Here is a 26,708-nt window from a genome sequence, read left to right on the forward strand (position 1 = left end):
ATGTATGTCGAGGGGCACTTTCGGCTTACTGCGCGTCTGAGATCTGGTGAGGTTGCGGAAGATGCGCAGGGATGGGAATTTCGGCAGTCAATACCTTCACCAGAGTTTCTGCTGCTTGGCGCGGATCGGTGTTAGCGGGGAGGATTATGGGCAAATCTTCATTGCCGTCGCCGAGGATGTGAGCCAACTCCCAACGTTTCGGCGTCAGGTACACCCAAAGTTCCCGGGGGTCGCCATCAGGTCCATCCTCCCAATCCTCATCGAGAACAGCGGACCAGTTAAAGTGAATTTCTACAGTTGGCTCTGGTATGCCCTCCTCGGGGTCTTCGTGATAATAGTCGATGTGGTTGACTGCGTTGTGGACCTTGGGATTTAGCTCTTTGATCGCTTCGAGCGTAGCGCTCTCAATGCCGAGAAGTTCCTCGATGGTGTAAGACACTACAACCCCCACTTTTCATGATGTTTTGGGTCGATGAGGAAAGGTTTTGAGGCTTTCATCCCTTCCAGGTGATGCGTCGGAGGGGGCAATTATGACACTAGGAAGACTTTCCGTGAACTCGGCTGACCTGCTGCAAGCTCTCCTGATTGCTCAGGGGTAAGGATTGCTGGGGTCGGTGATACCTCAGGCGTGGACATCGGTACACCCGCCCACCACTCGCCCCAACTCCCATCCCGTCCGCCGTCGACCCACACACCGGAGGCGTCGTCTTGACCGTGGACCGCGCTATGCGGTGATCGCCTCATGGCCACCGGCCCTATCCACATGTGGGCGCGCGTCGGTGCAGCGCGGGCGGAGCGGGCCGGAGGCTGGAGCGGCGCCCGCAGCGGAGCCGGGAGCGCGCCCGGCGGAGCGGAGCGCAGCCGGGGCTTGAACCCGTAGAGAAAGTTGTTACTCAGTCGGGCTTCCGGGGCTTGAAGTCATGAGCGCAGTCTGGGAGTTCGGCGCCCTGGCGGTGCAAGAGCGGCAGGAAGACCGCGGGTCGAATCGTCCACGTGATGCGAATGTCCTCGTGGGTCACTGACACCGTGCAGGGCTCGCCACGCAGGAGCGCACGCCTGGTCTCAATGCGGCCGTCGTACAGCCACTCCCATGCGGCGTCCGACGCGTCTGCGTCGAGGGCCGATGAGATCGTGCGGAGAGTGACCGCTACCCACCGGTCCGCCTGTGGAGCTGCGTAGGCGTCGAACGATGCCAGTAGTGCCGGCCCTCGCTGCTCGGTGAGGTTCTCCGTCCAGCATTCGCACCAGTAGCCGCGTCGGGCCCCCTGCATCAACACGGGCGGCCTCCTGCCGTGGTCCTGGGACTGCTGTCGTCGCTGTGAGATGCCTGCGGTACGTCATGGGGGTCCCGCTCGGCGTTCAGGAACACGGCGCCGACTCCCGGATCCACGTGGACACCGAGTTCCGCGGTGACCGTTCGGCCGGACTCGTCCCCCTGGACTGTGACGCTGTCGGCGAGAGAGGTGACCAGGGCGAGCCCGCGGCCGTGCGTCGCGTTGAGCGGTGGGTCCTGGACCTCGGGCGTGGTCTTCGTGTGGCCGCAGTCGGTCACCGCGATCGTGAGCACCCGATCGGAGATGGTGAGGCTGACGCGGAAGGCGCCGGCGCCCTCGCCGCTGGCGGTGTGTGTGACGGCATTGGTGCCGAGTTCGGTGACGATCAGCTCGGCGTCCTCGGAGCGCGGGTGGCCGTTCAAGGTGGCTCGGGTCCAGCGGCGCGCGGTGCTGAGTTCTTGGGGGTGCCCAGGGAAGGTGCGTCCGTGGGTGGGCATGGCGTCCTCCATGGCGGTGACCTGCTGTCTTCCGTGCCATCGGGGGCGACCGGCTGACACGGACCATGCAGAGCCGTACAATTAGTACTAGCACCGTACCGAATGTGCGCGTACTAAGAGTGCGGGTTCGTACTTTTCGTGCGAGCGGTCGGCGCATAGCGTTCGCCGAGTGGTCTGGTGCTGGCCTGGAAGCCGATGGAGAGAGGACCTCGCATGTTCGGACTGATGGTGCGCTTCACCTGCAAGGACGAGACGTCGGCGGCGGCGTTCGATGACCTTGTGGCACGGACTGGCGAGCTGATCCGGGCGAACGAGCCCGGGACGGTGATCTACACGGTGCACCGCGTTGACGGACGTCCCTTGGAGCGCGTGTTCTACGAGCTGTACCGGGACAAGGGCGCCTTCGAGGAGCACGAGTCGAAGGGGTACGTGCGGGCCTTCCTCTCCGAGCGGGACCAGTACCTTTCCGCCACAGAGGTCGACCGTCTGGACTTCGTGTCCGGCAAGGGTGTGGACGTTGAGCACTGAGTATCAAAAGGCGCTAGGTCGCAAGATCGCCTTCCATCGCAAGCGGCGCGGGCTGTCGCAGAAGGAGTTCGCCGGTCTCCTCGGGCGATCGGAAGCGTGGGTGTCCCAGGTGGAGAGGGGCGTACGACGCATCGACCGGATGACCGTGCTGGAGAAGGTCGCCGAAGTACTGGAGGTGCCGATCGCCGAGCTGGCGGCCGAGGCCCCCATCGTTGCGTCCGTGGCCGAAGGCGAGCCACCGGGTGCGAGTCGGCTGCGACTGGTGCTGAGTTCAGCGCACTCGCTCAAGGCGATCCTCGGTCGGCAGGACGCATCCCCGGATGTGCCGGCACTCCGCGCCGAGGTCGACCGTGCCTGGTCGCTGACGCATCAAGGCAACTACGCCGACTTGGCCGAGCTGCTCGAAGGGCTCGTTCCTCGGCTGGAGTCGGCTACCCGCTCGGTGTCAGAGGCCGAGCGTCCCGAACTCTTCCGGTTGCTCGCGGTCATGTATCACACGTGCAGCGGGGCGCTCGCGAACCTGGGGGAGCCTGAGGCGGCCTGGATCGCCGTTGACCGTGCCGTTGTCGCCGCCGAGCGAGCCGGTGATCCGCTGCTGATGGCGGCCGGCGAGTTCCGGCTCTCCATCGTCTTCCTCGGTGCGCGTCACTTCGAGCAGGCGGCTCAAGCGTCGGGCAGTGCGGCCGACGCCTTGCAACCCCTCGCGGAGTCCGGGCAGATCGAGGCGGTGGCGCTGCGGGGTGCCCTGACGTTGCAACGGGCGGTCGCCGCCGCTCGGCTGAACCTGGCTGATGAGGCGTACGGCTTCCTTCGCGATGCTCGTGCCATGGCCGAGCAGGTCGGTGATGGGCGCAACGACTACAACACCGAATTCGGGCCCACGAACGTCGGCTTGCACGAGGTGTCGGTCGCGGTCGACCTCGGAGACGCCGGTGTCGCCCTTCGGGCCGCGCAGGCAGTTGACGCGTCGGGGCTGTCCGCAGAGCGGCAGACACGGTTCCAGATCGATGTGGCCAGGGCGTACGCCCAGCGGCGTCAGGTTGCTGACGCCGTATCAGCACTGCTGAAGGCGCGGGAACAGTCGCCCGAGATGGTGCGGTCCTTGCCGATGGTCAAGCAGCTCGTGGCGGACCTTCTGACCATGAGCCAGCCCCCGTCCGAGGAGCTGCGAGCCCTGGCAGGAGAGTTGGGCGTACACGAAGTACGGACTGGTACCTGAAGTACTAGACAGTACTTGGAGTACGGGTTACTGTGGTTGGCGTCGGCACGCTCCTTCGCGTCCAGCGGAGTTGGCGTGCGGGCATGCGAACGGGCCGGAGCAGGAAGGCAGACCTGCACCGGCGCGTGAGTGAAAGGGCCACAGAAAGCAGATGTGGCCTGAGCGGGAGGCAGCCCACTCAGGCCGGGTGCGTCTTTGGCATCAACGCTCTTGGAGCGTATCGCGCCCAGTCGGTATGAGGTCAACCTCCCGTTGCGTAGTCATTCATCACTGAATGCACCGTGCCTACGGTGCGACGCAAGGGAGAGCAGTTCTGTGCGTGTAATCCGTGTGGAGACGTCGGCGGCGACAATCCTGCTCACCGAGGCTCCGGAGCCCAAGGTCCGCGACCGGCAGACCGGTGAGATCGCCAAGGATGCGAACACCGGTGAGGCGCTGATGACCATCGGCGTCGTCTACATCGAGGACGGGGAGTCCTCGCTCATCAAGGTCACCGTTCCGGAGAGCGGCATCACCGAGGGACTGTCCCTCGGCTCCCCGGTCTCGCTGGTGGGCCTGGTGGCCCGGCCGTGGGAGACCGTTTTCAACGGCCAGCAGCGTCACGGCATCGCCTACCGGGCGGCTGCGGTCGCGCCGGCCGCCTTCCCGGCAGCAGTCGGGGCCTCCGCCTGATGTCGGACTGGATGACGCTGTTGGAGGTGGGTGGTCCCCTCGCCGCACTCGGCGGCGGGGCCGCCTACGCCCGGACTCGTCACCCGGGCGTCTACTGGTCCGCGGTCGGCCTGCCGTTATCGACGGCCCGGCTCCTGGGCTCGTACGGCTCCGTCATGGAGGCGTGTGGGCTGACGGTGCAGCCTTCCAGGCTGCGGGCCCTCGCCGTGAGGGCAACGACTCGACGTGAGGTTCGGCCCGTGCCTCCGCGGCGAGGCATCATCCGGCCCACGTCGACGGGCTTGCGGCTCCGGCTGCGGCTGGCTCCCGGCCAGGAACCGGCGGACGTCGCCGCCTCGGCGGAGCGACTACGGCACGCCTGGGGCGTCCACGCCGTGTACGTGCGGGACGTCAAGCCGGGTGTCGTGGAACTCCGGCTCGTCGGCTTCGACGTCCTGCGGAAGGTGCGGATGCCTCGACGAAGCGGCGGTGGGCTTCTCCAGGTGCCGGTGGCCCTGAGGGAGGATGCGACCGCGTTCGTCCGCGACTACCGCGCCATTCCCCACCAACTCACCCTCGGCGCCACCCTGTCCGGGAAGTCCATGTACCTACGGCACCTGGTGGCCGGACTCGCCCCTCAGCCAGTCGCCCTGGTCGGTATCGACTGCAAGCGCGGTGTCGAGCTGGCGCCGTTCGCCGCCCGACTCTCCGCGCTGGCAACCGACCCGGAGCAGGCGGCCGAGCTGCTGCCCGTACTGGTCAAGGAAATGGAAGACCGGTACGACCTGATCAAAGCCCGGCAGGGCATCGCACCGAGCACCCCGGACGAAGAGATCACCTCCGACATCTGGGGCCTGCCCGACATCGAACGTCCCGTGCCGATCGTGCTGTTCGTGGACGAGGTTGCCGAACTCTTCCTCGTCGCCACGAAGAAGGATGAAGAGCGGCGGGACGAGATGGTCACCCAGCTCATCCGGCTCGCTCAGCTCGGCCGCGCGGCCGGCATCTATCTGGAGGTCTGCGGGCAGCGCTTCGGCGCCGAACTGGGCAAAGGCGCAACCATGCTTCGCGCCCAGCTCACAGGCCGTGTCTGCCACCGCGTCAACGACGAAGCCTCCGCAAAGATGGCTCTCGGCGACATCGCTCCCGAAGCAGTCATGGCCGCCTGCTCCATCCCCCCGGAACGGCCCGGCCTGGCCGTGGCAGGCGACACCTCCGGCGGCTGGTCCCGTATCCGCACGCCGTACCTCTCCCTCGCCGACGCTGCCCAGGTCTGTCGGGAGTCTGCACACCTGGTCCCCGCTGTGCCTGCGCTGAGGCGCTTCCGGCCCTACGCCCCCGTGCAGCAGGTCGTGACAGCCACTCCGGTGGTTTGTGCGCATCCGGCGACGGACTGACCCACTTCCCCCCGGCCGGCGTGCCCATCTCGCGCCGTGTCCCTACCCCGGCACGTCCGAAATCGGAAGGAGCCGCATCATGCGTGCCCAGCTTGCCCGCGTGGACGCGGTGCTCGTCCAGGCGCTCATTGCCGCCGCCCTGTCCTTTGCCCACCTGCATGACGTCGCCTCGGCGGCCGGGCAGGACGGGTGGAAGGCGTGGGCCTACCCCGTCTCCGTCGACCTGCTCCTGGTCGCTGCCTGGCGTCGACTGCGCTCCGGCGTCACAAAGACGGCGGCCTGGTGCTGGTTTGTCGTCGCCCTCACTGCGTCCTTGGGTGCCAACGTCGCCACCGCCGGCCTCCTCGACCTCGGTGACGTTCCGGCCTGGCTGCGCATCCTCGTCGCGGGCTGGCCTGCCGTCGCCTTCCTCGGGGGAACGCTCCTCGCGCATTCGGCACCGAGGGCAACTGCTGATGCCAAGGACCAGGACGGTGAGCCCGTCACCGAGGCGCAGCCGGAACTTCCGCCCGTACCGGTACCGGCCGCCCTCGTCGCTCATGCCCGCAAGGTCGCCGCCGAACACCGTGCCCGGACCGGGTCGGTCATCGACACCTCAACTCTGCGCGCTCGGCTCGGCGTCCCGGCGCCGCTGGCCGAGGCCATCGCCGCACAGCTCTGAGAGGAGCTCTCATGCCCGCCAACCCGCGCTTCCGCAACGTCGTCCGCATCGGCCCCGTGCAGGTCGGCACGTACTACGACGGCCGGGGCCGCGAGAAGCACACCGCCGCCTGTACGGCCCCGCGCTGCGGGTTCTCGACCGACTACGACAGCCGTGCCGCCGCCGAGCTGGCCGCCCGTACCCACCGCTGCGCCGTCCGCTGAGGAGACCCCTGTGACCGTCTCGCTCCCGCTCGTCCTCGTCCTGGGCGTCATCGCCTGGGCCGCGATCAAGTTCCTCGGCGTCCGCCTCTGGGTCGCCGTCGTGATCGCCCTGTTCGGCTTCTGGCTCTCCCACACCTTCCTCGCCCCCGCCATCGAGTCCGGCACCCGCTCCGGGGTCGACGTCGTCAACGGCACCCACAAGTGACAAGGAGGTCCACCATGCTCCGCCCCAAGCTCCCCGACGTCCCGACCCTGCCGACCACGATCCCCACGCCTCAGCAGATCCAGGCTCCGGCTCCCTTCGCCGGCCGTCCGGTCGCCCCGTACGCGGGGATCGGCGCCGGAGCCGTCGCCGCCGTGGTCGTCGTCGGCATCGTGCTGACCGCGCTCCTGGCCGCGGTCGCCATCTCGGCCGTCTCCGTGGCCATCGCCGCCGTGGTCCTGCGCTCCCTCGTCAGCAACGCGCACAAGCGCTGACCGGCCCCGGGGCGACACCAACGCCGCCAAGCATTCCGTCGCCCCGGGGCCGTCCCTCCCGACCGCAGAAACAGCCGAAAGGAAGTCCCATCATCACCCGGCAGACTCCGCCGCCGCTGGCGGAACTCTCCATGCTGGCCTCACTCGGCACCATGCCCGAGCTGGCCCGCCAACTCTCCGGCCTGGGCGGCTGCACCAACCCCGTCCGGCTCGACGGCCACCGCACCGAGTACCAGGTCGACACCACGACCGGCGAGATCGGCAGCCTCCTGCACCACCTCGACTCCAGCGCCCTGCCCGCCGGTCAACTCCTCGTCCGCTGCAACAACCGCCGCGCCACCCGCTGCGCCGCCTGAGCCGAGACCTACCGCCGCGACACCTTCCACCTGATCACCGCCGGCCTGCGGGGCGGCAAGGGCGCGCCGGAACAGGTCGGCACACACCCCCGCGTCTTCGCCACCTTCACCGCCCCCAGCTTCGGCCCGGTCCACAACCGGCCCTCCAGCGGGAGGGACTGCCGCTGCGGCCTCCGGCACGACGAGACGGATCCCGCCCTGGGCTCGCCCCTCGACCCGGACACCTACGACTACGAAGCGGCCGTGCTCTGGAACGCGCACGCCGGAGCCTTGTGGCGGCGCTTCTCGATCTACCTCCGCCGCGAGGTCGCCAAGCGCGCCGGCCTCACCCAACGCGACTTCCGCGAGCACGCCCGGATCTCGTTCGCCAAGGTCGCCGAGCATCAGAAGCGGGGCGCCGTCCACTTCCACGCCGTCATCCGCCTCGACGGCCCGGAAGGCGGCGACACGCCTCCACCGGCCTGGGCCACCACCGAGTTGCTGACGCATGCCATCCGTACGGCTGCCGCTGCCGCACGCGTCGACGGACCGGAGATCGACGGCCGGTCGCACGCGTTCGTCTTCGGCCGCCAGCTCGACGTCCGCCCGATCCGATCCGCCGACTTCAACGACGGCCAGGAGCTGACCGAACGGGCCGTCGCGGCATACATCGCCAAGTACGCCACCAAGGGCGCCGAGACCGCGACCGGCACCCTGGACCGGCCGATCCGGTTTCTCGCCGAACTGGCTCAAGCCCGGATCACCGAACACGCCCGGCGCCTGATCCGTACCGCCTGGACCCTCGGCGCACGCCCCGAGCTGGCAGACCTCCGCCTCCGTGCATGGGCGCACATGCTCGGCTTCCGCGGCCACTTCTCCACCAAGTCCCGCCGCTACTCCACCACCCTCGGCGCCCTCCGCGATGCCCGCGCCGAATGGCGCCGCGCCCAGACGGCTCCGGCCGTCCCGCAGGACGGCGAAACCACGCTCGTCCTCGCCCACTGGGTCTTCGCCGGCACCGGCCTCAGCACCGCCGAAACCTGGCTCACCGCCTCACTCCCGCCCGCCCCCGGAACAGAAGGAGAACCCACGCATGCGTGACGACGAGCTGCTGACCGTGGCCGAGGTCATGGCTCGGCTGAAGGTCGGGCGTTCGACGGTCTACGACCTGATCCGCACCCGGCGTCTGCCCTCCGTGTCCATCGGGCGGTGCCGGCGCATCCCCGCCTCCGCCCTCGGAGACTTCATCGCCGGGCAGATGGAGCGTGCTGCCTGATGACCAAGCGACGGAGCCGCGGTGCCGGCGGACTGCACTGGGACGAGAAGAGACAACGGTGGATCGCCACGGCGAACCTCGGCTTCGATCCGAGTGGCAAGCGGATCGTGAAGAGGGGGAGTGGCAAGACTAAGACGTCATCTCATTTGGTGAGTCTGCGGTAGCAGATGAGGGTGCAGGCGATGCTCGTGAAGGCGAGGAAGTGTTCGGCCTTGCGCTCGTAGCGGCGGTGGAGTCGGCGGCAGCCGGCGAGCCAGGCCATCGTGCGCTCGATGGTCCAGCGGTGTCGGCCGAGCCGTTGCGAGGTCTCGACTCCCTTGCGGGCTATGCGGTGCCGGATACCCCGCTGGGATAACCATCGCCGCAGGTGGGAGTAGTCGTAACCCTTGTCCGCGTGCAGTTTGCCGGGCTTACGCCTACGGGGGCCTCGCCGGGACCGGATCGGCGGTATGCCCTTCACGAGCGGGATCAGAGCCTGGCTGTCGTGGACGTTGGCACCGGAGATGCCGACAGACAGGGGCAGACCGGTCCGCTCGGTGATCAGGTGGATCTTCGAGCCGTACTTGCCCCGGTCGACAGGATTCGGACCCGTCAGCTCCCCTTTTTCAGGGCCCGCAAGTTCACCGAGTCGATCGCGCAGCGAGACCAGTCCAGGTCTCCGCGGGCTCCGAGTTCGTCCAGGACCAGGCGGTGCAGCTTGGCCCACACGCGAGCCTTCGTCCATTCGGTGAACCGTCGGTGAGCTGTCGCTCCGGACGGTCCGAACGACGACTTCGGCAGCTGCTGCCACGTGCAGCCCGACGTCGCCACGAACACAATCGCCGCCAGCACCTCACGGTCGCCGTGCCGGCGCCGGCCGCCACCTTGAGGCCGTGATGGTGCCTCCGGCGCGACCCGCTGGAACAGTTCCCACAGCTCGTCCGGCACCAGCCGCTCAATGATCCCCACCACAGCCGACAGCCTACTCAGCCAAATGAGATGAACTCTAAGACGGAGGCGAAGAACAAGCTCAAGGAGGTGCTGCGGGACCACGAAGACGGTCTTGCCATCGCGCCCACCAACTACACGGTCAAGGACGCTGTGATGGACTGGCTGGCGTACGGTTTGGCGGGCCTCGACCCCAGCACCGTGGAGACGGTGACACTCCTGAGTCAGAAGCACGTGATCCCCTCGCTCGGCGCCCGCAAGCTGCGCGAGCTGAGTGCGGAGGACGTAGATCGCTGGCTGGCCGCCAAGGCGAAGACGCTCAGCACGCGCACGCTCCAGGGAATCCACTCCTGTCTCAACCGCGCGGTCAAGCGGGCCATGGCGCGGGACAAGGTGAAGCGCAACGTCGTCGAGCTGTGCTCGGTGCCTCAGGGCCAGGCGGGGCGTCCGTCCAAGGCGCTGACCTTCGCCCAGGCCGAGGCTGTGCTCAAGGGCGCCGAGGGGACCTCGATGTACGCGTACATCGTCGTCGCCCTGCTGACCGGGGCCCGCACCGAGGAACTGCGGGCCCTCACCTGGGACCACGTCTTCCTGAAGGGTCGGCCGGACCTCGACCCGCCGCAGCCTCCGCACATCGCCGTCTGGCGGTCGGTCCGGAGGAGTGGGGACACGAAGACCCGGAAGTCCCGGCGCACGCTCGCTCTGCCGGCGCGCTGCGTCGAAGCTCTCTGGCAGCAGTTCGAGGATCAGGGGTGGGATCGGCTCGCCGCTGATGACGCGTGGGAGGAACACGGCCTCGTCTTCTCCTCGGCCGTGGGCAAGCCGCTCGATGCCGCCAACGTCCGCCGTGCCTTCCGCCAGGCGCTCAAGGGCATCGACGGGATCAACGCCGACGAGTGGACTCCGAGGGAACTACGGCACAGCTTCGTATCCCTGCTCTCCGACCGGGGAGTCCCGCTGGAAGAGATCTCCCGGCTCGTCGGCCACTCCGGGACCGCCGTGACGGAGGAGGTCTACCGGAAGCAGATCCGGCCCGTGATCCAGACCGGTGCCGTGGTCATGGACGGGATCTTCGGCGCCGACCCGCGACGCTCGTAGACACTCGGAAATCGATAGTCACGCAGATAGACACGCAGCAAAGTCAGAGGGCCCTCACCGAAACGGTAAGGGCCCTCTGACCTGCTACTTGGCTGTCGGGGTGGCGGGATTTGAACCCACGACCTCTTCGTCCCGAACGAAGCGCGCTGCCAAGCTGCGCTACACCCCGGTGTCGCTGCTTGTCGCGGCGACGTCGTTTACTTTAGCCCACAGGGGGCCCAGAGACGAAATCCGATTCAGAGGGGGCGTCGGACCGGGGTCGGGCGGGTGTGGTCCAGGGCGATGAGGAGGACCGCCAGGGCGTAGATCGCCAGGCCCAGGAGGAGGGCGTTGGCCAGGGTGGCGCGGTAGCCGTGGGCGGTCGGGTCCAGGAAGGGGTAGAGGTAGGCCGAGGGGTGGACCAGCGGGTGGGCCAGGTAGAAGGCCAGGTAGGCCAGGGGGTAGAGGAGCCAGCTCGTGGCCTGGCGCAGGTGCAGGCGGGGCGCCGGGGTCAGGCACAGCCAGTCCAGCAGCGCTGCCGCAGGGGCCACCGTGTGGAGGAGCTGGAGGGCAGCCCACTGGAGGTGCCAGCGTTCCGGGGGCGTCGGCGTGCCGGTCATGGAGAACGGGGGCGTGGTGTGGGCCAGCAGCAGGTGGTAGGCCAGGGCCGAGACCAGCGTGTAGAGAAGGGCCGCGCCGGACAGCCAGGGGGAGAGGGGGCGGCGGGCTCGCCAGGCCCGTGAGGCCGAGACGAACATCGTCACGGCCAGCAGCAGGTTCGCCTGGACGGCGAAGTGGCTCAGGGCGTGGAGCGGGGTGCTCCGGAGGATCGCCAGGGTGACGCCGGCCGCCGCGGTCAGCGCGGTCAGCAGCCGGAACACCGCCGCCCTCGGGCGGTGGGACGGGGCCAGTACCGCCGTGGCCGGCACCGGGGGGCGCAGCAGTGGGGGTGTGGTGGCCCGGACCGCGGGCAGGTCCGGGATCTCCCTGGGTATCGGGGCGGTCATGCCCTCACGCTAGGAGCGGGGGAGGGGAGGGGCCATGTGGCCTGGGCCGAGTGGGTGAGGGCGGCAGCCGAGCGGCGGGCGGCGAGCGGCGGGTGGCGAGGGGCGGCGGCCGAGGGCCGTAGCCGAGCGGCAGTACCCAGGACCATCCCGAGAGGCCATCACCGAGGGGCCATCCCGAGAGGCCATAACAGAGGGGCCATCCCGAGACGCCGTCGCCGAGGGGCCATCACCCAGACGCCGTCGCCGAAGGCGGCGGCCGTGTCGGCCACCGCCGTATGCCCGGCCACGCGAACCGCCAAGGAGTTGTTGTGCGCGTCCCCCGCTCCCCGCCCCCCGTCCGTCCTACTTCTTCGCCACCAGCGTCAGCAGCGTCGCCTCCGGCGGGCACGCGAAGCGGACCGGGGTGTAGCGGTTGGTGCCGCAGCCCGCGGAGACGTGGAGGTAGGAGGTGCGGCCCTCCGCGGTGTGGGTGGAGAGGCCCTTCACGCGGTCCGTGTCCAGGTCGCAGTTGGTGACCAGGGCGCCGTAGAAGGGGATGCACAGCTGGCCGCCGTGGGTGTGGCCGGCCAGGATCAGCGGATAGTCGTCCGCCGTGAAGGCGTCGAGGACGCGCAGGTAGGGGGCGTGGACCACGCCGAGGGAGAAGTCGTACGCGTCCGACGGGCCGCCGGCCACCCGTGCGTAGCGGTCCCGCTTGATGTGGGGGTCGTCCAGGCCGGTCAGTCCGATCGACACGCCCTCGATCTTCAGGGAGCCCCGGGTGTTGGTCAGGTTCACCCAGCCCGCCTCGTCGAAGCCGTCGCGCAGGTCCTCCCACGGGTTGTGGACGGCGCCCACGGCCGGCTTGTTGCCATTCAGGCCGTGGCGGCCGTTCGCCTTCTCCAGTAGGTAGCGGGCGGGGTTGCGCAGCTTGGGGCCGTAGTAGTCGTTGGAGCCGAAGACGTACGCCCCCGGGAACTGCATCAGGGGGCCCAGCGCGTCCAGCACCTCCGGGATGCCCTCGGGGTCCGACAGGTTGTCGCCGGTGTTGATCACGAAGTCCGGGCGCAGGCCCGCCAGCGAGCGCAGCCAGCGCTGCTTCTTGCGCTGTCCGCTCACCATGTGGATGTCGGACACCTGGAGCACGCGCAGCGGGTGCATGCCCGGCGGGAGGACGGGGACGGTCACCCGTCGGAGGCGGAAGGAGCGGGCCTCGAAGCCCGCCGCGTACACCAGACCGGCGGCGCCTGCCGCCATGATTCCCAGGGGGACTCCGTATCGCGCGCGCATATGACCATCGTGTCAGACCGCAGGGGGGTGGTGAGACCGCCCGGCCCCTTTAAATCGGCGGGCGTTCGGCCCGCCGCACCTGAGACAATCGACCACATGACCACCATGCTCAAGTCGAAGCTGCAGGCCGACCTCAACGCCGCGATCAAGGAGCGCAACGAGCTCCGCTCCTCGACGCTCCGGCTGACGCTCGCCGCCATCACCAAGGAGGAGGTCGCGGGCAAGGAGAAGCGGGAGCTGTCCGACGACGAGGTCCTCAAGGTGATCACCCGGGAGGCGAAGAAGCGCCGCGAGGCGGCCGAGGCCTTCGCGCAGGGTGGTCGCGCCGAGTCGGCCGAGCGGGAGAAGGCGGAGGGCGAGGTGCTCGCCGAGTACCTGCCCAAGCCGCTGTCCGACGAGGAGCTGAACGCGATCGTCGCCGAGGCCGTCCAGGAGGCGAAGGCGGCGGGTGCCGAGGGGCCGAAGGCCATGGGTGCCGTCATGAAGATCGTGAACCCGAAGGTGGCCGGTCAGGCCGAGGGCGGCCGCGTCGCCGCCGCGGTGAAGAAGCTCCTCCAGGGCTGAGCCCGGAAGGCGCCGGTGCCTACGGCGCGTACGACGGTGGGGCCGCCCCCTCGGGAAGAGGGAGCGGCCCCACCGTCGTGTCGGTGGACCGGAGTCCGGCGGACGCCTACCGCCGGCCCCCGTTCCCGTGCCCGTTGCGGCCCCCGTTCGTCTGGCCCTGGATGAGGGTGCCGGGGAGGGTGAAGGTCGGGTTCGGGTTGGGGCCGCCGGTGCCGCCGCCCTGCAGTCCGCCGAGCAGTCCGCCGATCGCCTGCCCCGGGTTGCCGGTGGTGCCGCCGTGCTGCCCGCCGTCGCCCCGGTCCTGGCCGTTGCCCGGGCTGTTGTTGTCGTCCGGGATGTCGACCAGGTTGAAGTCCTCCACGGGCTTGCCCTCCAGGGCGCCGTTCATCATGTCGCGCCAGATCGGGCCGGGGACCTCACCGCCGAACACCTTGTCGTGCGGGACACCGCCGATGGTGATGTTGATCATGCGGCGCCGGTGCTGCGGGTCGCCGACCCAGACCGCGCCCGCCATGTTCGGGGTGTAGCCGACGAACCAGGCGGCGAAGCGCTCGTCCGTCGTACCGGTCTTGCCCGCGCTCGGGCGGTCGCCGAGACCGGCCTGCTGGCCGGTGCCGTCCTCGACCACGCCCTTGAGCAGCGTGCTGACGGTGTCCGCGGTCTTCTCGGACATGGCGCGCGAGCACGTCGACTTCGGCACCGGCAGGGACTTGACCCGGCTGCCGGTCGTCTGGGTGATCGACTCGATGGCGATCGGGGTGCAGTACATGCCGCGCGAGGCGAAGGTGGCGTACGCGCTCGCCATCGTCAGCGGGGACATCTCCTGGGTGCCGAGCGCGATCGAGGGGGCCTGGTCGATCTTGCGGCCGTCGGAGCGCGCCACACCCATCTTCTTCGCCATGTCGATCACCGGGCAGATGCCGATGTCGCTGATCAGCTGCACGTAGTAGGTGTTGACCGACTTCGCGGTCGCCTCCTTCATGCTGTACGGGCCGTGCTCCGACTCGTTCTCGTTGGTCAGCTTGGCCGGCTTGCGCGGATCGTTCTTCCAGACCTTGCCGTTGCAGGCGGCCACCGGGCTCGGGTACGGCATCTCGTACGGCGACGAGTACTCCTGCGTCGCCGGCTTGCCGCCCTCCAGCGCGGCCGCCGCGACGATCGGCTTGAACGTCGAACCGGGCTGGTAGCCGGCGCCGCCGCCCATGTCCTGGTTCACCGACAGATTGATCTGGGTCTCGTCGGTGCCGAAGCCGTACGGCCTGGACTGGCCCATGGCGAGGATCTTGCCGGTGCCGGGCTCGACGATGGTCGCGGCCGTCGCCACCTGGTCGGACTTGTAGACGTGGTCCTTGATGGAGTTCTGCACGGACTGCTGGGCCTGCGGGTCGAGCGTCGTACGGATCGTCAGACCGCCCTGGTTCCACAGCTTGGCGCGGGCCTCCTTGGTCTTGCCGAAGACCGGGTCGGTCAGGAAGACCTCGCGCACGTAGTCGCAGAAGAAGCCGGCGCCCTGCACCGCGGTGATGCAGCCGTTCTTGGGCCGGCTGGTGTGCAGCCCGAGCGGCTGCCGCTTGGCCTGGGCGGCCTCCTGCGGGGAGATGTCGCCCACTTCGGCCATGCGCTGCAGGACGATGTTGCGCCGCTTGGTGGCCTCCGCCTCGTCGTTGACCGGGTCGTAGCGGCTCGGCGACTGCACGATGCCGGCCAGCAGGGCGGACTCCTGGAGGTTCAGGTCCTTGGCGTGCTTGGAGAAGTACCGCTCGGAGGCGGCCTCCACGCCGTAGGCCTGCTCACCGAAGAAGGTGATGTTCAGGTAGTTCTCCAGGATCTTCTTCTTGCCGAGCTTCTCCTCGATCTGGATCGCGTACTTCAGCTCACGGACCTTGCGGCCCATGGTCTGCTGGGTGGCCTCGGCGACCTTCGTCGGGTCGTCGCCGGCCTCCTCGATGAAGTAGTTCTTCACCAGCTGCTGGGTGAGCGTGGAGGCACCCTGGGCGACCCCGCCCTCCTGCGCGTTCTTGTTCAGGGCGCGCAGCACGCCCTTGAGGTCGATCGCGCCGTGCTGGTAGAAGCGCGAGTCCTCGATCGCGACGATCGCCTTCTGCATGTACGGCGAGATGTCCTTGAGGTCGACCACCGTGCGGTCGCGCGAGTAGACGCTCGCGATCTGCCGGCCCCGGCTGTCCAGGATCGTGGTGCGCTGGCTCAGCTGGGGGCTCTTCAGGTTGTCCGGGATCTCGTCGAAGCTCTGCACCGAGCCCTTGGCCGCGAGACCCAGTGCGCCGGCCCCGGGCAGCGCGATGCCCGCCATCACGGCTCCCGCGAGGACACTGACACCGAGGAACTTCGCGGCCTGCTGCATCGGCGACAGACCACCGCCCGAGCGCTTCTTTGGCATGGGGGCAGCCTAATCCGTACTCCTGAACGTTTTGAGGGAGCGGCTTGCCTTCGGGATGTTCCGGTGCCGTCCCGTCCCCCCGGCCGGGCCGCCTGACCTGCCTACGTTTCCATTTCCCGGACAGGCGCGCAGCCCTTGGCCTAAGCTGCTCCCAACTGTCACGGCAGTACGGCCCGTACCACCGCGTCCGGCGTCCCCGAATCGCTCCGCACCACCCCCGCCGCGTGCCGAGATGTGTCCGAATGCGCCTCGTGTGTCACCCGGTGTCCGCTGTGGCGCACCAGAGCTGTCCTGGTTTGCCGGGATGGTCGCGCATGTCGCCAGCTCACTCCCGCGGGTGATCTGCCGCTTACCCATAGTCCGTTCGGGCCATTCAAGATTGGGCCCGAAGGGGGTGTTGCGCTGTCCCCACCTTCCGTAACGTCCTCAACTGGCGGCGGTGAATATGCCGCTGCCGCCGTGGGGGAGCCTCGATTCGGGAGAGGACGGCGCCGGTATGGGCTGGGTTACCGACTGGAGTGCGCAGGCTGCCTGCCGCACTACCGATCCGGATGAACTGTTCGTTCAGGGAGCAGCGCAGAACAGAGCCAAGGCGGTGTGCACCGGATGCCCGGTACGCACCGAATGCCTGGCCGACGCGCTGGACAATCGCGTCGAGTTCGGCGTGTGGGGAGGCATGACGGAGCGGGAGCGCCGCGCACTGCTGCGCCGGCGGCCCACCGTGACCTCGTGGCGCAGGCTGCTGGAGACCGCCCGCTTGGAGTACGAGCGGGGCACCGGGATCATGCGTCTCGACAGCGACGAGGTGTACGACGAGTACGCGGCGGTCAGCTGAGGGCACGCTCGGCCGAGGTCGGCTCGGCTGAGGTCACGCTCGGCTGCGGGCACAGGTTCAGCGCGCCCGGGTTCGTCAAGACGCCCCGGGCGGCCGCACGGTCCCGCGACGCCCGGTTGGTCCGGCGGTGTGACGACGGCTGCGCCGGTTCGGTGGCGTGCCGACGGTCTCGCCGGCCCGGCGGTGTCACGACGGCTCCGTCCGCCCCATGGCCGCGCCCGCCGCGAGCCGGTCGCCGATGTCGCGCAGGCCCGTGAGGTCGTGGACGTCACCGGGGAGCGCGGGCACGTCGACCACGGCCACCTCGGGGTGGCGCGCGGTGAAGCGGTCGCGTGTGCGCTGCTCGCGCGCCAGCAGATGCATGCGTTCGGCGTGCAGTCTCAACAGACCCGCGGCGAGTCGGTCGACGGAACGTTCCTGGTCGGCGGGGGAGCCTTCGTCGGAAGCGGTGGCACCTGCTGCGTCCTCGGGTGCGGGAGGTTGTGAACTGCCGTACGTGTCGGGGGAGTTACGAAGTCCAGCTTTCCCGTCCCCCTGATCCACAATGCCGGGGTCCGCAAGATTTTCCGCGGCGTCGAGCGCCCGCTCGGCGGACAGTGCGCCGGCGCCGGTGCCGTGCACCCGGTTGAGCACCAGCCCCACCAGCGGCATCTTCTCCGCGGCCAGCCGCTCCACGAAGTACGCGGCCTCGCGCAGCGCGTCCCGCTCCGGCGCCGCCACCACCAGGAACGCCGTACCGGGGGCCTGGAGCAGCTTGTACGTGGCGTCCGCGCGGGTGCGGAAGCCGCCGAAGGTGGTGTCCATCGCGGACACGAACGTCTGGACGTCCTTGAGGAGCTGACCGCCCAGCAGCTTGCCCAGGGTGCCGGTCATCATCGACATGCCGACGTTCAGGAAGGCCATGCCCGCACGGCCGCCCAGCTTGGCGGGCGCGGTGAGCAGACGGATCAGCCGGCCGTCCAGGAACGAGCCGAGCCGCTTGGGGGCGTCCAGGAAGTCCAGGGCCGAGCGGGACGGCGGGGTGTCGACCACGATCAGGTCCCACTCGTCCTTCGCGCGCAGCTGGCCCAGCTTCTCCATCGCCATGTACTCCTGCGTGCCCGCGAAGCCCGCCGAGAGCGACTGGTAGAAGGGGTTCGCCAGGATCGTGGCCGCCCGCTCCGGGTCCGCGTGCGCCTCCACGACCTCGTCGAAGGTGCGCTTCATGTCGAGCATCATGGCGTGCAGCTCGCCCGCGCCGTCGGTGCCCTTCACCCGGCGCGGCACGTTGTCGAGGGAGTCGATGCCCATCGACTGGGCCAGTCTGCGCGCCGGGTCGATGGTGAGCACCACCACCTTGCGGCCCCGCTCGGCCGCGCGCAGGCCGAGGGCGGCCGCGGTCGTGGTCTTGCCGACCCCGCCGGAGCCGCAGCACACCACGATGCGGGTCTTGGGGTCGTCCAGCAACGAGTCGACGTCGAGCACCCGGGAGGAGGCGAGCCTGCGGGCCGCCACCTCCCGGTCCTCGGCCTCGTCGTGTTCCGCGGCCGTCATGACACCCCCTGCTTCCGCAAGTCGGCGGCGAGTTCGTACAGGCCCGCCAGGTCCATTCCCTCGGCGAGCAGCGGCAGTTCGTGCAGCGGCAGGCCCAGCTCGCCGAGGACGGCGCGCTGCTCCTGCTCCAGCGCGTACCGCTCGGCGTACTCCGCGGCCTGGTCCAGCAGCGGGCCCACCAGTTTCTCCGCGTTCCCGCCGCGCCGCGCGCCGCCGAGACCCGCGGCCGACAGGGAGCGGGCGACGGAGGAACGCTCCACCGTCCGTACGAGTTCCAGGTCCGCGGCGTCCAACACCTCGGGGCGCACCATGTTCACGATGACCCGGCCCACCGGCAGCCGCGCCGCGCGCAGTTCGGCGATGCCGTCTGCGGTCTCCTGGACGGGCATCTCCTCCAGCAGCGTCACCAGGTGGACCGCGGTCTCGGGCGACTTCAGGACGCGCATCACCGCCTGCGCCTGATTGTGTATCGGGCCGATCTTCGCCAGGCCCGCCACCTCGTCGTTGACGTTGAGGAAGCGGGTGACGCGGCCGGTCGGCGGGGCGTCCATGACCACGTAGTCGTAGACGAACCGGCCGGCCCGGTCCTTGCGGCGCACCGCCTCGCACGCCTTGCCGGTGAGCAGGACGTCCCGGATGCCCGGCGCGATGGTGGTGGCGAAGTCGATGGCGCCGAGCTTCTTCAGGGCCCGGCCGGCGCCGCCCAGTTTGTAGAACATCTGGAGGTAGTCCAGAAGGGCCAGCTCGGCGTCTATGGCCAGGGCGAACACCTCCCCGCCCCCGGGCGCGACCGCGATCTTGCGCTCCTCGTACGGCAACGCCTCCGTTTCGAAGAGCTGGGCGATGCCCTGCCGGCCCTCGACCTCCACGAGAAGCGTCCGCTTCCCCTCGGTCGCGAGGGCCAGCGCGAGTGCGGCGGCGACCGTCGTCTTTCCGGTCCCGCCCTTGCCGCTGACGACCTGGAGCCTGCTCACGTCTTCGAGACTAACCAGTCCGGCCGACCGTCACGCGGGAGGCTGTGGATAACGGGGGAGACGGCGAGGGAGTGATCGGTCACAGCGGCTACAGTCGGCCCCATGACCAAGTGGGAATACGCAACCGTGCCGCTGCTCGTCCATGCCACGAAGCAGATTCTTGACACCTGGGGCGAGGACGGCTGGGAGCTCGTCCAGGTCGTGCCCGGGCCGAACGCCGAGCAGCTCGTCGCCTACCTGAAGCGGGAGAAGCAGGCATGAGCGCGGTCGAGGAGAAGCTGGCCGCGCTGGGCCTGAGCCTGCCGGAGGTCGTACCGCCGCTGGCCGCGTACCAGCCGGCCGTGCAGTCCGGCGTGTACGTCTACACCGCCGGCCAGCTGCCGATGGTCGACGGCAAGCTGCCCGTCACCGGCAAGGTGGGCGCCGAGGTCACGGCGGAGGAGGCCAAGGACCTGGCCCGCGTCTGCGCGCTGAACGCGCTGGCCGCCGTGAAGTCCGTGGCCGGCGACCTGGACCGGATCGCGCGCGTGGTGAAGGTCGTCGGCTTCGTCGCCTCCCAGTCCGACTTCACCGGCCAGCCGGGTGTCGTCAACGGCGCCAGCGAGCTGCTCGCCGAGGTGCTCGGCGACAAGGGCGTGCACGCCCGCAGCGCGGTCGGCGTCGCGGTGCTGCCGCTGGACGCGCCGGTCGAGGTCGAGATCCAGGTGGAGCTGGCCCCGTAGTCCCACCGCCCGGCAGTCCCACCGGCAGCGCTCCGACCTCGGGTACCTCTCGAACATTCGCCCTACACGGGATAGCCTCCGGCCATGGCGAACGGTCAGTGGTACCCCCCGGAGTGGCCGGACCGCATCCGCGCGCTCGCGGACGGCGCCCTCACCCCGGTGGCCCCCAAGCGCGCGGCGACGGTGCTCCTGCTCAAGGACACCGAGGCCGGACCGGTCATCCACATGCTGCGCAGACGCGCCTCCATGGCCTTCGCCGGAGGCGCGTACGCGTATCCCGGAGGCGGTGTCGACCCGCGCGACGACGACACCCGGATCCGCTGGGCGGGCCCCACACGCGCGTGGTGGGCGAAGCGGCTCGGGGTGGACGAGGCGGGCGCCCAGGCCGTCGTCTGCGCGGCCGTACGGGAGACGTACGAGGAGGCGGGCGTGCTGCTCGCCGGGCCCGGCCCGGACACGGTCGTCGGCGACACCACCGGCGCCGACTGGGAGGCCGACCGCGCCGCCCTGGTCGCGCGCGAGCTGTCCTTCGCCGAGTTCCTGCACCGGCGCGGCCTGGTGCTGCGCTCGGACCTGCTGGGCGCCTGGGCCCGCTGGATCACCCCGGAGTTCGAGGCGCGCCGCTACGACACCTGGTTCTTCGTGGCCGCCCTGCCCGAGGGACAGCGCACCCGCAACGCCTCCACGGAGGCCGACCGCACGGTGTGGACCCGCCCGGCCGAGGCCGCCGCCGGGTACGACCGGGGCGAGCTGCTGATGATGCCGCCCACCATCGCCGCCCTGCGCGAGCTGCTGCCGTACGGCACCGCCGCCGAGGCGCTCGCGGCCGCCGACGCCCGCGATCTGACGCCGGTCCAGGCGACCGCCCGGCTGGTGGACGGCGAGATCGTGCTGTCCTGGCCGGGGCACGAGGAGTTCACCAAGCACGTGCCGACCGCGGCGAAGGCCGCCGACGCGACCGGAGGAGGCCGCGCATGACCCACGCCGGCGCGCTGCCGGGCCAGCCCAGGGGCGCGGTCCGCTCCGGCCCCGCGACCGAGCGGGCCGTCAACGTCCTCGCGCCCAACGCCTCCGCGATGACCCTGGACGGCACCAACACCTGGATCGTCGCCGAGCCCGACTCCGACCTGGCCGTGGTGATCGACCCGGGCCCGCTGGACGAGGGGCACCTGCGGGCGGTCCTGGACACGGCCGAGAAGGCGGGCAGGCGCATAGCCCTGACCCTGCTCACCCACGGCCACGAGGACCACGCCGAGGGCGCGGCCCGCTTCGCGGAGCTGACCCGCACCCGGGTGCGGGCCCTCGACCCGGCGCTCCGCCTCGGCGGCGAGGGCCTGGCGGCGGGCGACGTGATCACGACCGGTGGCCTGGAGCTGAGGGTCGTACCGACCCCCGGGCACACCTCCGACTCGCTGTCCTTCCATCTCCCGGCCGACCGGGCGGTGCTGACCGGTGACACCATCCTCGGGCGGGGGACCACGATGGTGGCCCACCCCGACGGGCGGCTCGGCGACTACCTGGACTCCCTGCGCCGGCTGCGCTCGCTCACCGTGGACGACGGCGTGCACACCGTGCTGCCGGGCCACGGACCGGTCCTGGAGGACGCACAGGGCGCCGTGGAGTTCTACCTGGCCCACCGCGCCCACCGGCTCGCCCAGGTGGAGACGGCGGTCGAGAACGGCCACCGCACCGCGGCCGAGGTCGTCGCCCACGTCTACGCCGACGTGGACCGCTCCCTGTGGCCCGCGGCGGAACTGTCGGTGCGGGCCCAGCTGGAGTACCTGACCGAGCACGGGCTGATCTGACCGGCGGCGGGACGAACCGGCCGGTGGCTCAGCCGGCCGGTTCGTCCCGCGGTCGCGGGGCCTTCACGCCGTGCACGCGCGCGTACTCGGCGGCGAGCCAGGGGCCCAGGTCGTCCACGTACGTCCGCAGCACCCCCGGGTCGCCGACGGGCTCGTGGCCGTAGCGGGCCGCCGTGCGCAGTTGCGCGGCGCGTTCCGGGTAGTACGCCCCGCAGACCTCGGCCATCTCGCCCAGCTCGCTCGTCCAGCCGTTCCAGCGGGGCATGACGAGGGTGAAGCCGGTGCGCACGAGGTGCCGGGACATGAAGCGCACCAGGGGCCGCAGGGCCGCCTCGCCGTTCCCGGCGTCGGCGATCCGCCGCCGCCAGCGGGGCAGCAGGCGGCCGAGGTCGCCGTTGGTCTCACGGGCGAGCAGCGAGTCGGGACGGTAGCGGGGCAGGTGCTCGGCCAGGTCGGCGCCGAGCAGCGGGGTGCACAGACAGGCCACGAACCAGCCCAGGTCGTAGCGCTCCCGCTCGCTCAGCAGCCGCGGCCGGCCGTACAGCAGCGTGCCGACCCCGTCGATCTGCGGAAACTCCCGGTCCAGGGCCGCGCCCAGGGCACGGGCGGCCGTGTGGTCGGCGTCCGCCGGTTCCTCGCGCAGGACGACGAACAGGTCCAGGTCGCTGCGGCCGGTCCGCGCGGTGCCGCGGGGGATCGAGCCGTAGAGGTACGCGCCGTCCAGCCGCGCCCCGAAGACCTCCGGCAGCCGCGCCCGGACGGCGGCCACGACGGGACGGAAGGCGGCGGACACGCGGGCCAGGGAGCCTTCCCGGGCGATGAAGCCGTCGGCGTCCAGGCCGTGCGGGCGGGGTGGCTGGGGCATGGGGTCACTGTGCCGTACGCCCCTTGACGCGGGCAGCCGGTTTTCGAGCGCGGGCCGACGGCGCACGGCCGTCCCGCGCCCGGGGGCCCGGCGCGGGCCCTCCCGGAGCGTTCGGCGCGACGCGGGGCACGCACGGGCCCGGGAAAGGCCCGCCCTGCGCGTCGTGGCGGCCGGGACCGGCGTCAGCGCGAGCGCTTCGCCAGCCGCTCCACGTCCAGCAGGATGACCGCGCGGGCCTCCAGGCGCAGCCACCCGCGCTGGGCGAAGTCGGCCAGGGCCTTGTTCACGGTCTCGCGGGACGCGCCGACCAGCTGGGCCAGCTCCTCCTGGGTGAGGTCGTGGACTACGTGGATGCCCTCCTCGGACTGCACGCCGAAGCGGCGCGACAGGTCCAGCAGGGCGCGCGCGACGCGGCCGGGGACATCGGAGAAGACCAGGTCGGACATGGCGTCGTTGGTCTTGCGCAGCCGGCGGGCGACGGCGCGCAGCAGGGCGCCGGCCACCTCGGGACGGGCGTTCAGCCAGGGCTGGAGGTCACCGTGGCCGAGGCCGAGGAGCTTGACCTCGGTCAGCGCGGTCGCGGTCGCCGTGCGCGGGCCCGGGTCGAACAGCGACAGCTCGCCGATCAGCTCGCCGGGGCCGACGACGGCGAGCATGTTCTCGCGGCCGTCGGGGGAGGTGCGGTGCAGTTTGACCTTGCCCTCGGTGACGACGTACAGGCGGTCGCCCGGGTCGCCCTCGTGGAACAGGGAGTCGCCGCGAGCGAGGGTCACCTCGCTCATGGAGGCGCGAAGCTCCGCGGCCTGCTCGTCGTCGAGCGCCGCGAAGAGCGGGTTGCGCCGCAGAACGTCGTCCACGAGTTCTCTCCTATTCGACCTGCTCAGGGGATCTTGCATCCCCTGTGTGCCAGGGGACCGTGTTCTCATTTTGCCGGACGGTCCAAACAGTGTGATCTGTCACAAGGATGCCGCACCGGTGTGCCGGGGTAAGCGTCAGGGGTCCAATCGGGGGCCGATCTTCGGGGTCCGAGGCGGATGCCGGTGACGGGCTCTAGGCTGGCCGGGTGTCCAAAACGCCGGTGAGAGCACAGGCCAAGGGGGCTTAGCGGGTGGTTGTACGTCGCGATTCCGCTGTGGGCGAACAGGGTCCCGAGGGCAGTAAGAAAAGTAGAAAAAAGGCTGAGGTGACAGAAAAGTCGGCTTCGGCCAAGAAGACGGGATCTGCCAGGAAGGCGGGTTCCGCCGGTAAAGCGGCCTCCGCCAGGAAGATCACCCCGGCCAAGAAGGCCGTCGCCGCCGGTGCGCCGGTGGCCGTGAAGAAGGCCGCGCCCGCCAAGAAGGTCGCCGTCGAACCGCCCGCCGGGGAGTCCCGCACCGCCCTGGTCCGCCGGGCCCGCCGGATCAACCGCGAGCTGGCCGAGGTGTACCCCTACGCCCATCCCGAGCTGGACTTCGAGAACCCCTTCCAGCTGCTGGTCGCCACCGTGCTGTCGGCCCAGACCACCGACCTGCGCGTCAACCAGACGACCCCCGCGCTCTTCGCCCGCTACCCCACCCCCGAGGACCTGGCCGCAGCCGACCCCGAGCAGGTCGAGGAGATCCTGCGCCCCTGCGGGTTCTTCCGGGCCAAGACCAGGTCGGTCATAGGGCTGTCCAAGGCGCTGGTGGAGGACTTCGGCGGCGAGGTGCCGGGACGGCTGGAGGACCTGGTCAAGCTGCCCGGCGTCGGCCGCAAGACCGCGTTCGTCGTGCTCGGCAACGCCTTCGGGCGGCCGGGGATCACCGTGGACACCCACTTCCAGCGGCTGGTGCGGCGCTGGAAGTGGACCGAGGAGACCGACCCGGACAAGATCGAGGCCGCCGTCGGCGCGCTGTTCCCCAAGAGCGACTGGACCGACCTGTCCCACCACGTCATCTGGCACGGCCGCCGCATCTGCCACGCCCGCAAGCCCGCCTGCGGCGCCTGCCCGATCGCCCCGCTCTGCCCGGCCTACGGCGAGGGCGAGACCGACCCGGAGAAGGCGAAGAAGCTGCTGAAGTACGAGAAGGGCGGCCTGCCCGGCCAGCGGCTCAAGCCACCGCAGGCCTACCTCGACGCGGGTGGCAGGCCGGCGCCGCCGCTGGGGGCCGCGTGACGGAACGATCGCGGCGACCCCGGCGTTGGAGGAAGGCAGAGCGAGGGGGTGGGCGATGACGCGGGCCAGTGAGGCGCGGGACGGGGCGGTGACGCTCGACAGCCGGGGACTGCCCGCCTGGCTGGACCCGGTGGTGCGCGCGGCGGAGACCATCCAGCCGCGCCAGCTCAGCCGCTTCCTGCCGCCGGAGAACGGCTCGGGCCGGCAGTCGGCCGTGCTGATCCTGTTCGGGGACGGCGAGCGCGGACCCGAGCTGCTGCTCATGGAGCGCGCCGGCTCCCTGCGCTCGCACGCGGGCCAGCCCTCCTTCCCGGGCGGCTCCCTCGACCCGGAGGACGGCGACCCGCGCGGCGAGGGCCCGCTGCGGGCCGCGCTGCGCGAGGCCGAGGAGGAGACCGGGCTCGACCCGGCCGGGGTGCAGCTCTTCGGTGTGCTGCCCCGGCTGTACATCCCGGTCAGCGGCTTCGTCGTCACCCCGGTGCTCGGCTGGTGGCGCGAACCCAGCCCGGTCGGGGTCGTCGATCCCAACGAGACGGCACGGGTCTTCACCGTTCCCGTGGCGGATCTCACGGACCCCGCCAACCGCGCCACCGCCGTCCACCCCAGAGGCCACCAGGGCCCGGCATTCCTGGTCGAATCGGCCCTGGTGTGGGGCTTCACGGCCGGGGTGATCGACCGCCTGCTGCACTACGCGGGCTGGGAGCGCCCCTGGGACCGGGAGAAGCGGGTCCCGCTCGACTGGCGCGCATGACAGGGTGATCCCCGTGCTGTCTCTTTCCCGGGGACGCTGGGTCCCTCTGCCCCGCGGGGGCGGGCCGGACGCCTCGTCCGAGCCGCGGGAAGCGGAATTGGAGTAGGCGAGGCCTGAAGCGGTGAACGTGCTGGACATCCTGTTGCTGGTCGCGGCCGTGTGGTTCGCGGTCGTCGGCTACCGCCAGGGCTTCGTCGTGGGCATCCTGTCGGTCATCGGCTTCCTGGGCGGCGGCCTCGCCGCGGTGTACGCGCTGCCCGTCGTCTGGGACGCGGCGACCGGCAACGCCGACGTGAGCACCACCGCGGCCGTCGTCGCCGTGGTCGTCGTCATCGTGTGCGCCTCCGTCGGCCAGGCCCTGACCACCCACCTCGGCAACAAGCTGCGGCGGCACATCACCTGGTCCCCGGCCCGCGCCCTGGACGCCACCGGCGGCGCGCTGGTCAACGTGGCGGCGATGCTGCTGGTGGCCTGGCTGATCGGCTCCGCGCTGGCCGGCACCACCCTGCCGACCCTCGGCAAGCAGGTGCGTGGCTCCAGGGTGCTGCTCGGGGTCTCCCGGGCGCTGCCCGCGCAGGCCGACACCTGGTTCGCGGACTTCTCCTCGGTCCTCGCCCAGAACGGCTTCCCGCAGGTCTTCAGCCCGTTCTCCGACGAGCCGATCAAGGACGTCCAGCCGCCCGACCCGGCCCTCGCCGGCAGCCCGGTCGCCACCCGCGCCCAGCGCTCCATCGTCAAGGTCACCGGCACCGCCCAGAGCTGCGGCAAGGTCCTGGAGGGCTCCGGCTTCGTCTTCGCCGACCGCCGCGTGATGACCAACGCGCACGTCGTCGGCGGTGTCGACGAGCCGACCGTCCAGATCGGCGGCGTGGGCCGGCGGTACCAGGCGAAGGTCGTCCTGTACGACTGGAAGCGCGACATCGCCGTGCTCGACGTACCCGACCTCAAGGCGAACGCGCTGAAGTTCACCGGCGACGAGGCGACCGGCGGCGACGGCGCGATCGTGGCCGGATTCCCGGAGAACGGCGCGTACGACGTGCGCGCGGCGCGCGTGCGCGGGCGGATCTCGGCCAACGGCCCGGACATCTACCACCGCGGCACCGTCCGCCGTGACGTCTACTCGCTGTACACGACCGTGCGCCAGGGCAACTCCGGCGGCCCGCTGCTCACCCCCGACGGCAAGGTGTACGGGGTGGTGTTCGCCAAGTCGCTGGACGACACCGACACCGGGTACGCCCTGACGGCGGACGAGATCCGGCCGGACATCACTCTCGGCCGTACGGCGAACGAGCAGGTGGGTACGGACCGCTGCGCGCTGTGAGCCGGCGC

General features: G+C 70.5%; 30 protein-coding genes, 1 tRNA gene and 2 pseudogenes. 21 read left to right on the top strand and 12 right to left on the bottom strand.

All coding sequences use genetic code 11. The annotated features are described in order from the left end of the window. Nucleotides 1-25 precede the first annotated feature (25 nt). From ACSP97_RS19480 to ACSP97_RS19490, 3 genes are all read right to left on the bottom strand, one after another. A complete protein-coding gene (locus ACSP97_RS19480; protein ID WP_440553553.1) occupies nucleotides 26-439 on the bottom strand; it encodes a hypothetical protein in 414 nt (137 codons plus the stop codon). Between the two features lie 454 nt (nucleotides 440-893). Then, nucleotides 894-1,271: a hypothetical protein gene (locus tag ACSP97_RS19485; protein WP_440558451.1), complete on the bottom strand. Its 378-nt coding sequence runs from the start codon at nucleotides 1,269-1,271 to the stop codon at nucleotides 894-896. Then, nucleotides 1,271-1,771, bottom strand: coding sequence for an ATP-binding protein (locus ACSP97_RS19490; RefSeq protein ID WP_440553555.1), 501 nt, complete (start codon nucleotides 1,769-1,771; stop codon nucleotides 1,271-1,273). Before ACSP97_RS19490 ends, ACSP97_RS19485 begins: the two co-directional genes overlap by 1 nt. 213 nt (nucleotides 1,772-1,984) lie before the next feature. Here ACSP97_RS19490 and ACSP97_RS19495 point away from each other — a divergent pair, with 213 nt between their 5' ends. The 11 genes and pseudogenes from ACSP97_RS19495 to ACSP97_RS19545 form a co-directional block, all read left to right on the top strand. Then, entirely contained in the window at nucleotides 1,985-2,299 is a 315-nt protein-coding gene (locus ACSP97_RS19495) for a putative quinol monooxygenase (RefSeq protein ID WP_440553557.1), read from the top strand. Beyond that, entirely contained in the window at nucleotides 2,280-3,518 is a 1,239-nt protein-coding gene (locus tag ACSP97_RS19500) for a helix-turn-helix domain-containing protein (RefSeq protein WP_440553559.1), read from the top strand. The genes ACSP97_RS19495 and ACSP97_RS19500 overlap by 20 nt, the downstream gene beginning before the upstream one ends. A 315-nt stretch (nucleotides 3,519-3,833) precedes the next feature. Next, nucleotides 3,834-4,190 (top strand): SCO3933 family regulatory protein, encoded by a 357-nt coding sequence (locus ACSP97_RS19505; protein ID WP_356341287.1) that lies wholly within the window; start codon nucleotides 3,834-3,836, stop codon nucleotides 4,188-4,190. Continuing rightward, nucleotides 4,190-5,566 (top strand): FtsK/SpoIIIE domain-containing protein, encoded by a 1,377-nt coding sequence (locus ACSP97_RS19510; protein ID WP_440553561.1) that lies wholly within the window; start codon nucleotides 4,190-4,192, stop codon nucleotides 5,564-5,566. Before ACSP97_RS19505 ends, ACSP97_RS19510 begins: the two co-directional genes overlap by 1 nt. A gap of 79 nt (nucleotides 5,567-5,645) precedes the next feature. Further along, entirely contained in the window at nucleotides 5,646-6,227 is a 582-nt protein-coding gene (locus tag ACSP97_RS19515; protein ID WP_440553563.1) for a DUF2637 domain-containing protein, read from the top strand. An 11-nt stretch (nucleotides 6,228-6,238) separates the two neighbouring features. Then, nucleotides 6,239-6,430 carry a mobile element transfer protein gene (locus ACSP97_RS19520; protein ID WP_440553565.1) on the top strand — a complete coding sequence of 64 codons (192 nt, stop codon included), beginning with the start codon at nucleotides 6,239-6,241 and terminating at the stop codon, nucleotides 6,428-6,430. Between the two features lie 10 nt (nucleotides 6,431-6,440). Further along, nucleotides 6,441-6,635 carry a hypothetical protein gene (locus ACSP97_RS19525; protein WP_440553567.1) on the top strand — a complete coding sequence of 65 codons (195 nt, stop codon included), beginning with the start codon at nucleotides 6,441-6,443 and terminating at the stop codon, nucleotides 6,633-6,635. A gap of 14 nt (nucleotides 6,636-6,649) precedes the next feature. After that, nucleotides 6,650-6,907, top strand: coding sequence for a SpdD protein (locus ACSP97_RS19530; RefSeq protein ID WP_440553569.1), 258 nt, complete (start codon nucleotides 6,650-6,652; stop codon nucleotides 6,905-6,907). A gap of 131 nt (nucleotides 6,908-7,038) precedes the next feature. Then, nucleotides 7,039-8,343 (top strand): annotated as a pseudogene (locus ACSP97_RS19535) (replication initiator). Beyond that, on the top strand, nucleotides 8,336-8,518 hold the full coding sequence (locus ACSP97_RS19540; RefSeq protein WP_440553571.1) for a helix-turn-helix domain-containing protein: 183 nt from the start codon (nucleotides 8,336-8,338) through the stop codon (nucleotides 8,516-8,518). The pseudogene ACSP97_RS19535 and the gene ACSP97_RS19540 overlap by 8 nt, the downstream one beginning before the upstream one ends. Continuing rightward, nucleotides 8,518-8,661 (top strand): annotated as a pseudogene (locus ACSP97_RS19545) (site-specific integrase); the annotation flags it as partial. The gene ACSP97_RS19540 and the pseudogene ACSP97_RS19545, both read left to right, overlap by 1 nt. On the opposite strand, the gene ACSP97_RS19550 reads toward ACSP97_RS19545, so the two are convergent. Continuing rightward, nucleotides 8,661-9,460, bottom strand: a protein-coding gene (locus tag ACSP97_RS19550; RefSeq protein ID WP_259332577.1) for an IS5 family transposase whose coding sequence is annotated in 2 segments (ribosomal slippage) — nucleotides 8,661-9,122 and nucleotides 9,125-9,460 — 798 coding nt in all. Because the reading frame shifts where the segments join, the coding sequence is not laid out codon by codon here. The pseudogene ACSP97_RS19545 and the gene ACSP97_RS19550 overlap by 1 nt on opposite strands. A gap of 36 nt (nucleotides 9,461-9,496) precedes the next feature. Here ACSP97_RS19550 and ACSP97_RS19555 point away from each other — a divergent pair. After that, nucleotides 9,497-10,543 carry a site-specific integrase gene (locus tag ACSP97_RS19555; RefSeq protein ID WP_440553573.1) on the top strand — a complete coding sequence of 349 codons (1,047 nt, stop codon included), beginning with the start codon at nucleotides 9,497-9,499 and terminating at the stop codon, nucleotides 10,541-10,543. Between the two features lie 95 nt (nucleotides 10,544-10,638). On the opposite strand, the gene ACSP97_RS19560 is transcribed toward ACSP97_RS19555, so the two are convergent. From ACSP97_RS19560 to ACSP97_RS19570, 3 genes are all read right to left on the bottom strand, one after another. Further along, nucleotides 10,639-10,712 (bottom strand) — tRNA-Pro (locus tag ACSP97_RS19560). A 67-nt stretch (nucleotides 10,713-10,779) separates the two neighbouring features. Further along, entirely contained in the window at nucleotides 10,780-11,529 is a 750-nt protein-coding gene (locus tag ACSP97_RS19565) for a Pr6Pr family membrane protein (RefSeq protein ID WP_440553575.1), read from the bottom strand. Between the two features lie 342 nt (nucleotides 11,530-11,871). Further along, nucleotides 11,872-12,798 carry a metallophosphoesterase gene (locus ACSP97_RS19570; RefSeq protein ID WP_440553577.1) on the bottom strand — a complete coding sequence of 309 codons (927 nt, stop codon included), beginning with the start codon at nucleotides 12,796-12,798 and terminating at the stop codon, nucleotides 11,872-11,874. A gap of 96 nt (nucleotides 12,799-12,894) precedes the next feature. Here ACSP97_RS19570 and ACSP97_RS19575 point away from each other — a divergent pair, with 96 nt between their 5' ends. Continuing rightward, a complete protein-coding gene (locus ACSP97_RS19575) occupies nucleotides 12,895-13,362 on the top strand; it encodes a GatB/YqeY domain-containing protein (protein ID WP_355149582.1) in 468 nt (155 codons plus the stop codon). Between the two features lie 106 nt (nucleotides 13,363-13,468). Here the strand turns inward: ACSP97_RS19575 and ACSP97_RS19580 are convergent, their stop codons facing one another. After that, nucleotides 13,469-15,760: a transglycosylase domain-containing protein gene (locus tag ACSP97_RS19580; protein ID WP_355149584.1), complete on the bottom strand. Its 2,292-nt coding sequence runs from the start codon at nucleotides 15,758-15,760 to the stop codon at nucleotides 13,469-13,471. Nucleotides 15,761-16,256: 496 nt separating this feature from the next. On the opposite strand from ACSP97_RS19580, the gene ACSP97_RS19585 reads away from it, so the two are divergent. Beyond that, on the top strand, nucleotides 16,257-16,595 hold the full coding sequence (locus ACSP97_RS19585; protein ID WP_355149811.1) for a WhiB family transcriptional regulator: 339 nt from the start codon (nucleotides 16,257-16,259) through the stop codon (nucleotides 16,593-16,595). A gap of 186 nt (nucleotides 16,596-16,781) precedes the next feature. Here the strand turns inward: ACSP97_RS19585 and ACSP97_RS19590 are convergent, their stop codons facing one another. Next, the gene (locus ACSP97_RS19590; RefSeq protein ID WP_440553580.1) at nucleotides 16,782-18,128 is read right to left on the bottom strand and encodes an ArsA family ATPase; all 1,347 of its coding nucleotides are present in this window, start codon (nucleotides 18,126-18,128) and stop codon (nucleotides 16,782-16,784) included. Beyond that, entirely contained in the window at nucleotides 18,125-19,102 is a 978-nt protein-coding gene (locus ACSP97_RS19595) for an ArsA family ATPase (RefSeq protein ID WP_355149588.1), read from the bottom strand. Before ACSP97_RS19595 ends, ACSP97_RS19590 begins: the two co-directional genes overlap by 4 nt. Before the next feature lie 102 nt (nucleotides 19,103-19,204). Between ACSP97_RS19595 and ACSP97_RS19600 the strand changes: the two genes are divergently transcribed. The 4 genes from ACSP97_RS19600 to ACSP97_RS19615 all read left to right on the top strand — a co-directional run bounded on the left by ACSP97_RS19600 (nucleotide 19,205) and on the right by ACSP97_RS19615 (nucleotide 21,629). After that, nucleotides 19,205-19,363 (top strand): DUF4177 domain-containing protein, encoded by a 159-nt coding sequence (locus tag ACSP97_RS19600; RefSeq protein ID WP_071828754.1) that lies wholly within the window; start codon nucleotides 19,205-19,207, stop codon nucleotides 19,361-19,363. Beyond that, entirely contained in the window at nucleotides 19,360-19,824 is a 465-nt protein-coding gene (locus tag ACSP97_RS19605) for a RidA family protein (protein WP_364730900.1), read from the top strand. The genes ACSP97_RS19600 and ACSP97_RS19605 overlap by 4 nt, the downstream gene beginning before the upstream one ends. An 84-nt stretch (nucleotides 19,825-19,908) precedes the next feature. Next, entirely contained in the window at nucleotides 19,909-20,802 is an 894-nt protein-coding gene (locus ACSP97_RS19610; RefSeq protein ID WP_355149592.1) for an NUDIX hydrolase, read from the top strand. Beyond that, nucleotides 20,799-21,629, top strand: a complete 831-nt coding sequence (locus tag ACSP97_RS19615; RefSeq protein ID WP_440553583.1) for an MBL fold metallo-hydrolase — start codon at nucleotides 20,799-20,801, stop codon at nucleotides 21,627-21,629. The genes ACSP97_RS19610 and ACSP97_RS19615 overlap by 4 nt, the downstream gene beginning before the upstream one ends. Nucleotides 21,630-21,657: 28 nt before the next feature. Here the strand turns inward: ACSP97_RS19615 and ACSP97_RS19620 are convergent, their stop codons facing one another. After that, on the bottom strand, nucleotides 21,658-22,494 hold the full coding sequence (locus ACSP97_RS19620; RefSeq protein WP_440553585.1) for a nucleotidyltransferase domain-containing protein: 837 nt from the start codon (nucleotides 22,492-22,494) through the stop codon (nucleotides 21,658-21,660). 182 nt (nucleotides 22,495-22,676) lie between these two features. Next, nucleotides 22,677-23,351, bottom strand: a complete 675-nt coding sequence (locus tag ACSP97_RS19625) for a Crp/Fnr family transcriptional regulator (RefSeq protein ID WP_014674022.1) — start codon at nucleotides 23,349-23,351, stop codon at nucleotides 22,677-22,679. A gap of 326 nt (nucleotides 23,352-23,677) precedes the next feature. Here ACSP97_RS19625 and nth point away from each other — a divergent pair, with 326 nt between their 5' ends. The 3 genes from nth (at nucleotide 23,678) to ACSP97_RS19640 (ending at nucleotide 26,700) form a co-directional block, all read left to right on the top strand. Then, on the top strand, nucleotides 23,678-24,628 hold the full coding sequence (gene nth / locus ACSP97_RS19630) for an endonuclease III (RefSeq protein ID WP_355149598.1): 951 nt from the start codon (nucleotides 23,678-23,680) through the stop codon (nucleotides 24,626-24,628). A gap of 55 nt (nucleotides 24,629-24,683) precedes the next feature. Further along, nucleotides 24,684-25,379, top strand: coding sequence for an NUDIX hydrolase (locus tag ACSP97_RS19635; RefSeq protein ID WP_355149600.1), 696 nt, complete (start codon nucleotides 24,684-24,686; stop codon nucleotides 25,377-25,379). A gap of 121 nt (nucleotides 25,380-25,500) precedes the next feature. Beyond that, the gene (locus tag ACSP97_RS19640) at nucleotides 25,501-26,700 is read left to right on the top strand and encodes a MarP family serine protease (protein WP_355149602.1); all 1,200 of its coding nucleotides are present in this window, start codon (nucleotides 25,501-25,503) and stop codon (nucleotides 26,698-26,700) included. Nucleotides 26,701-26,708 lie beyond the last annotated feature (8 nt).

Source organism: Streptomyces sp. SCPE 10 (assembly GCF_051980735.1).
Classification (GTDB): domain Bacteria; phylum Actinomycetota; class Actinomycetes; order Streptomycetales; family Streptomycetaceae; genus Streptomyces; species Streptomyces misionensis.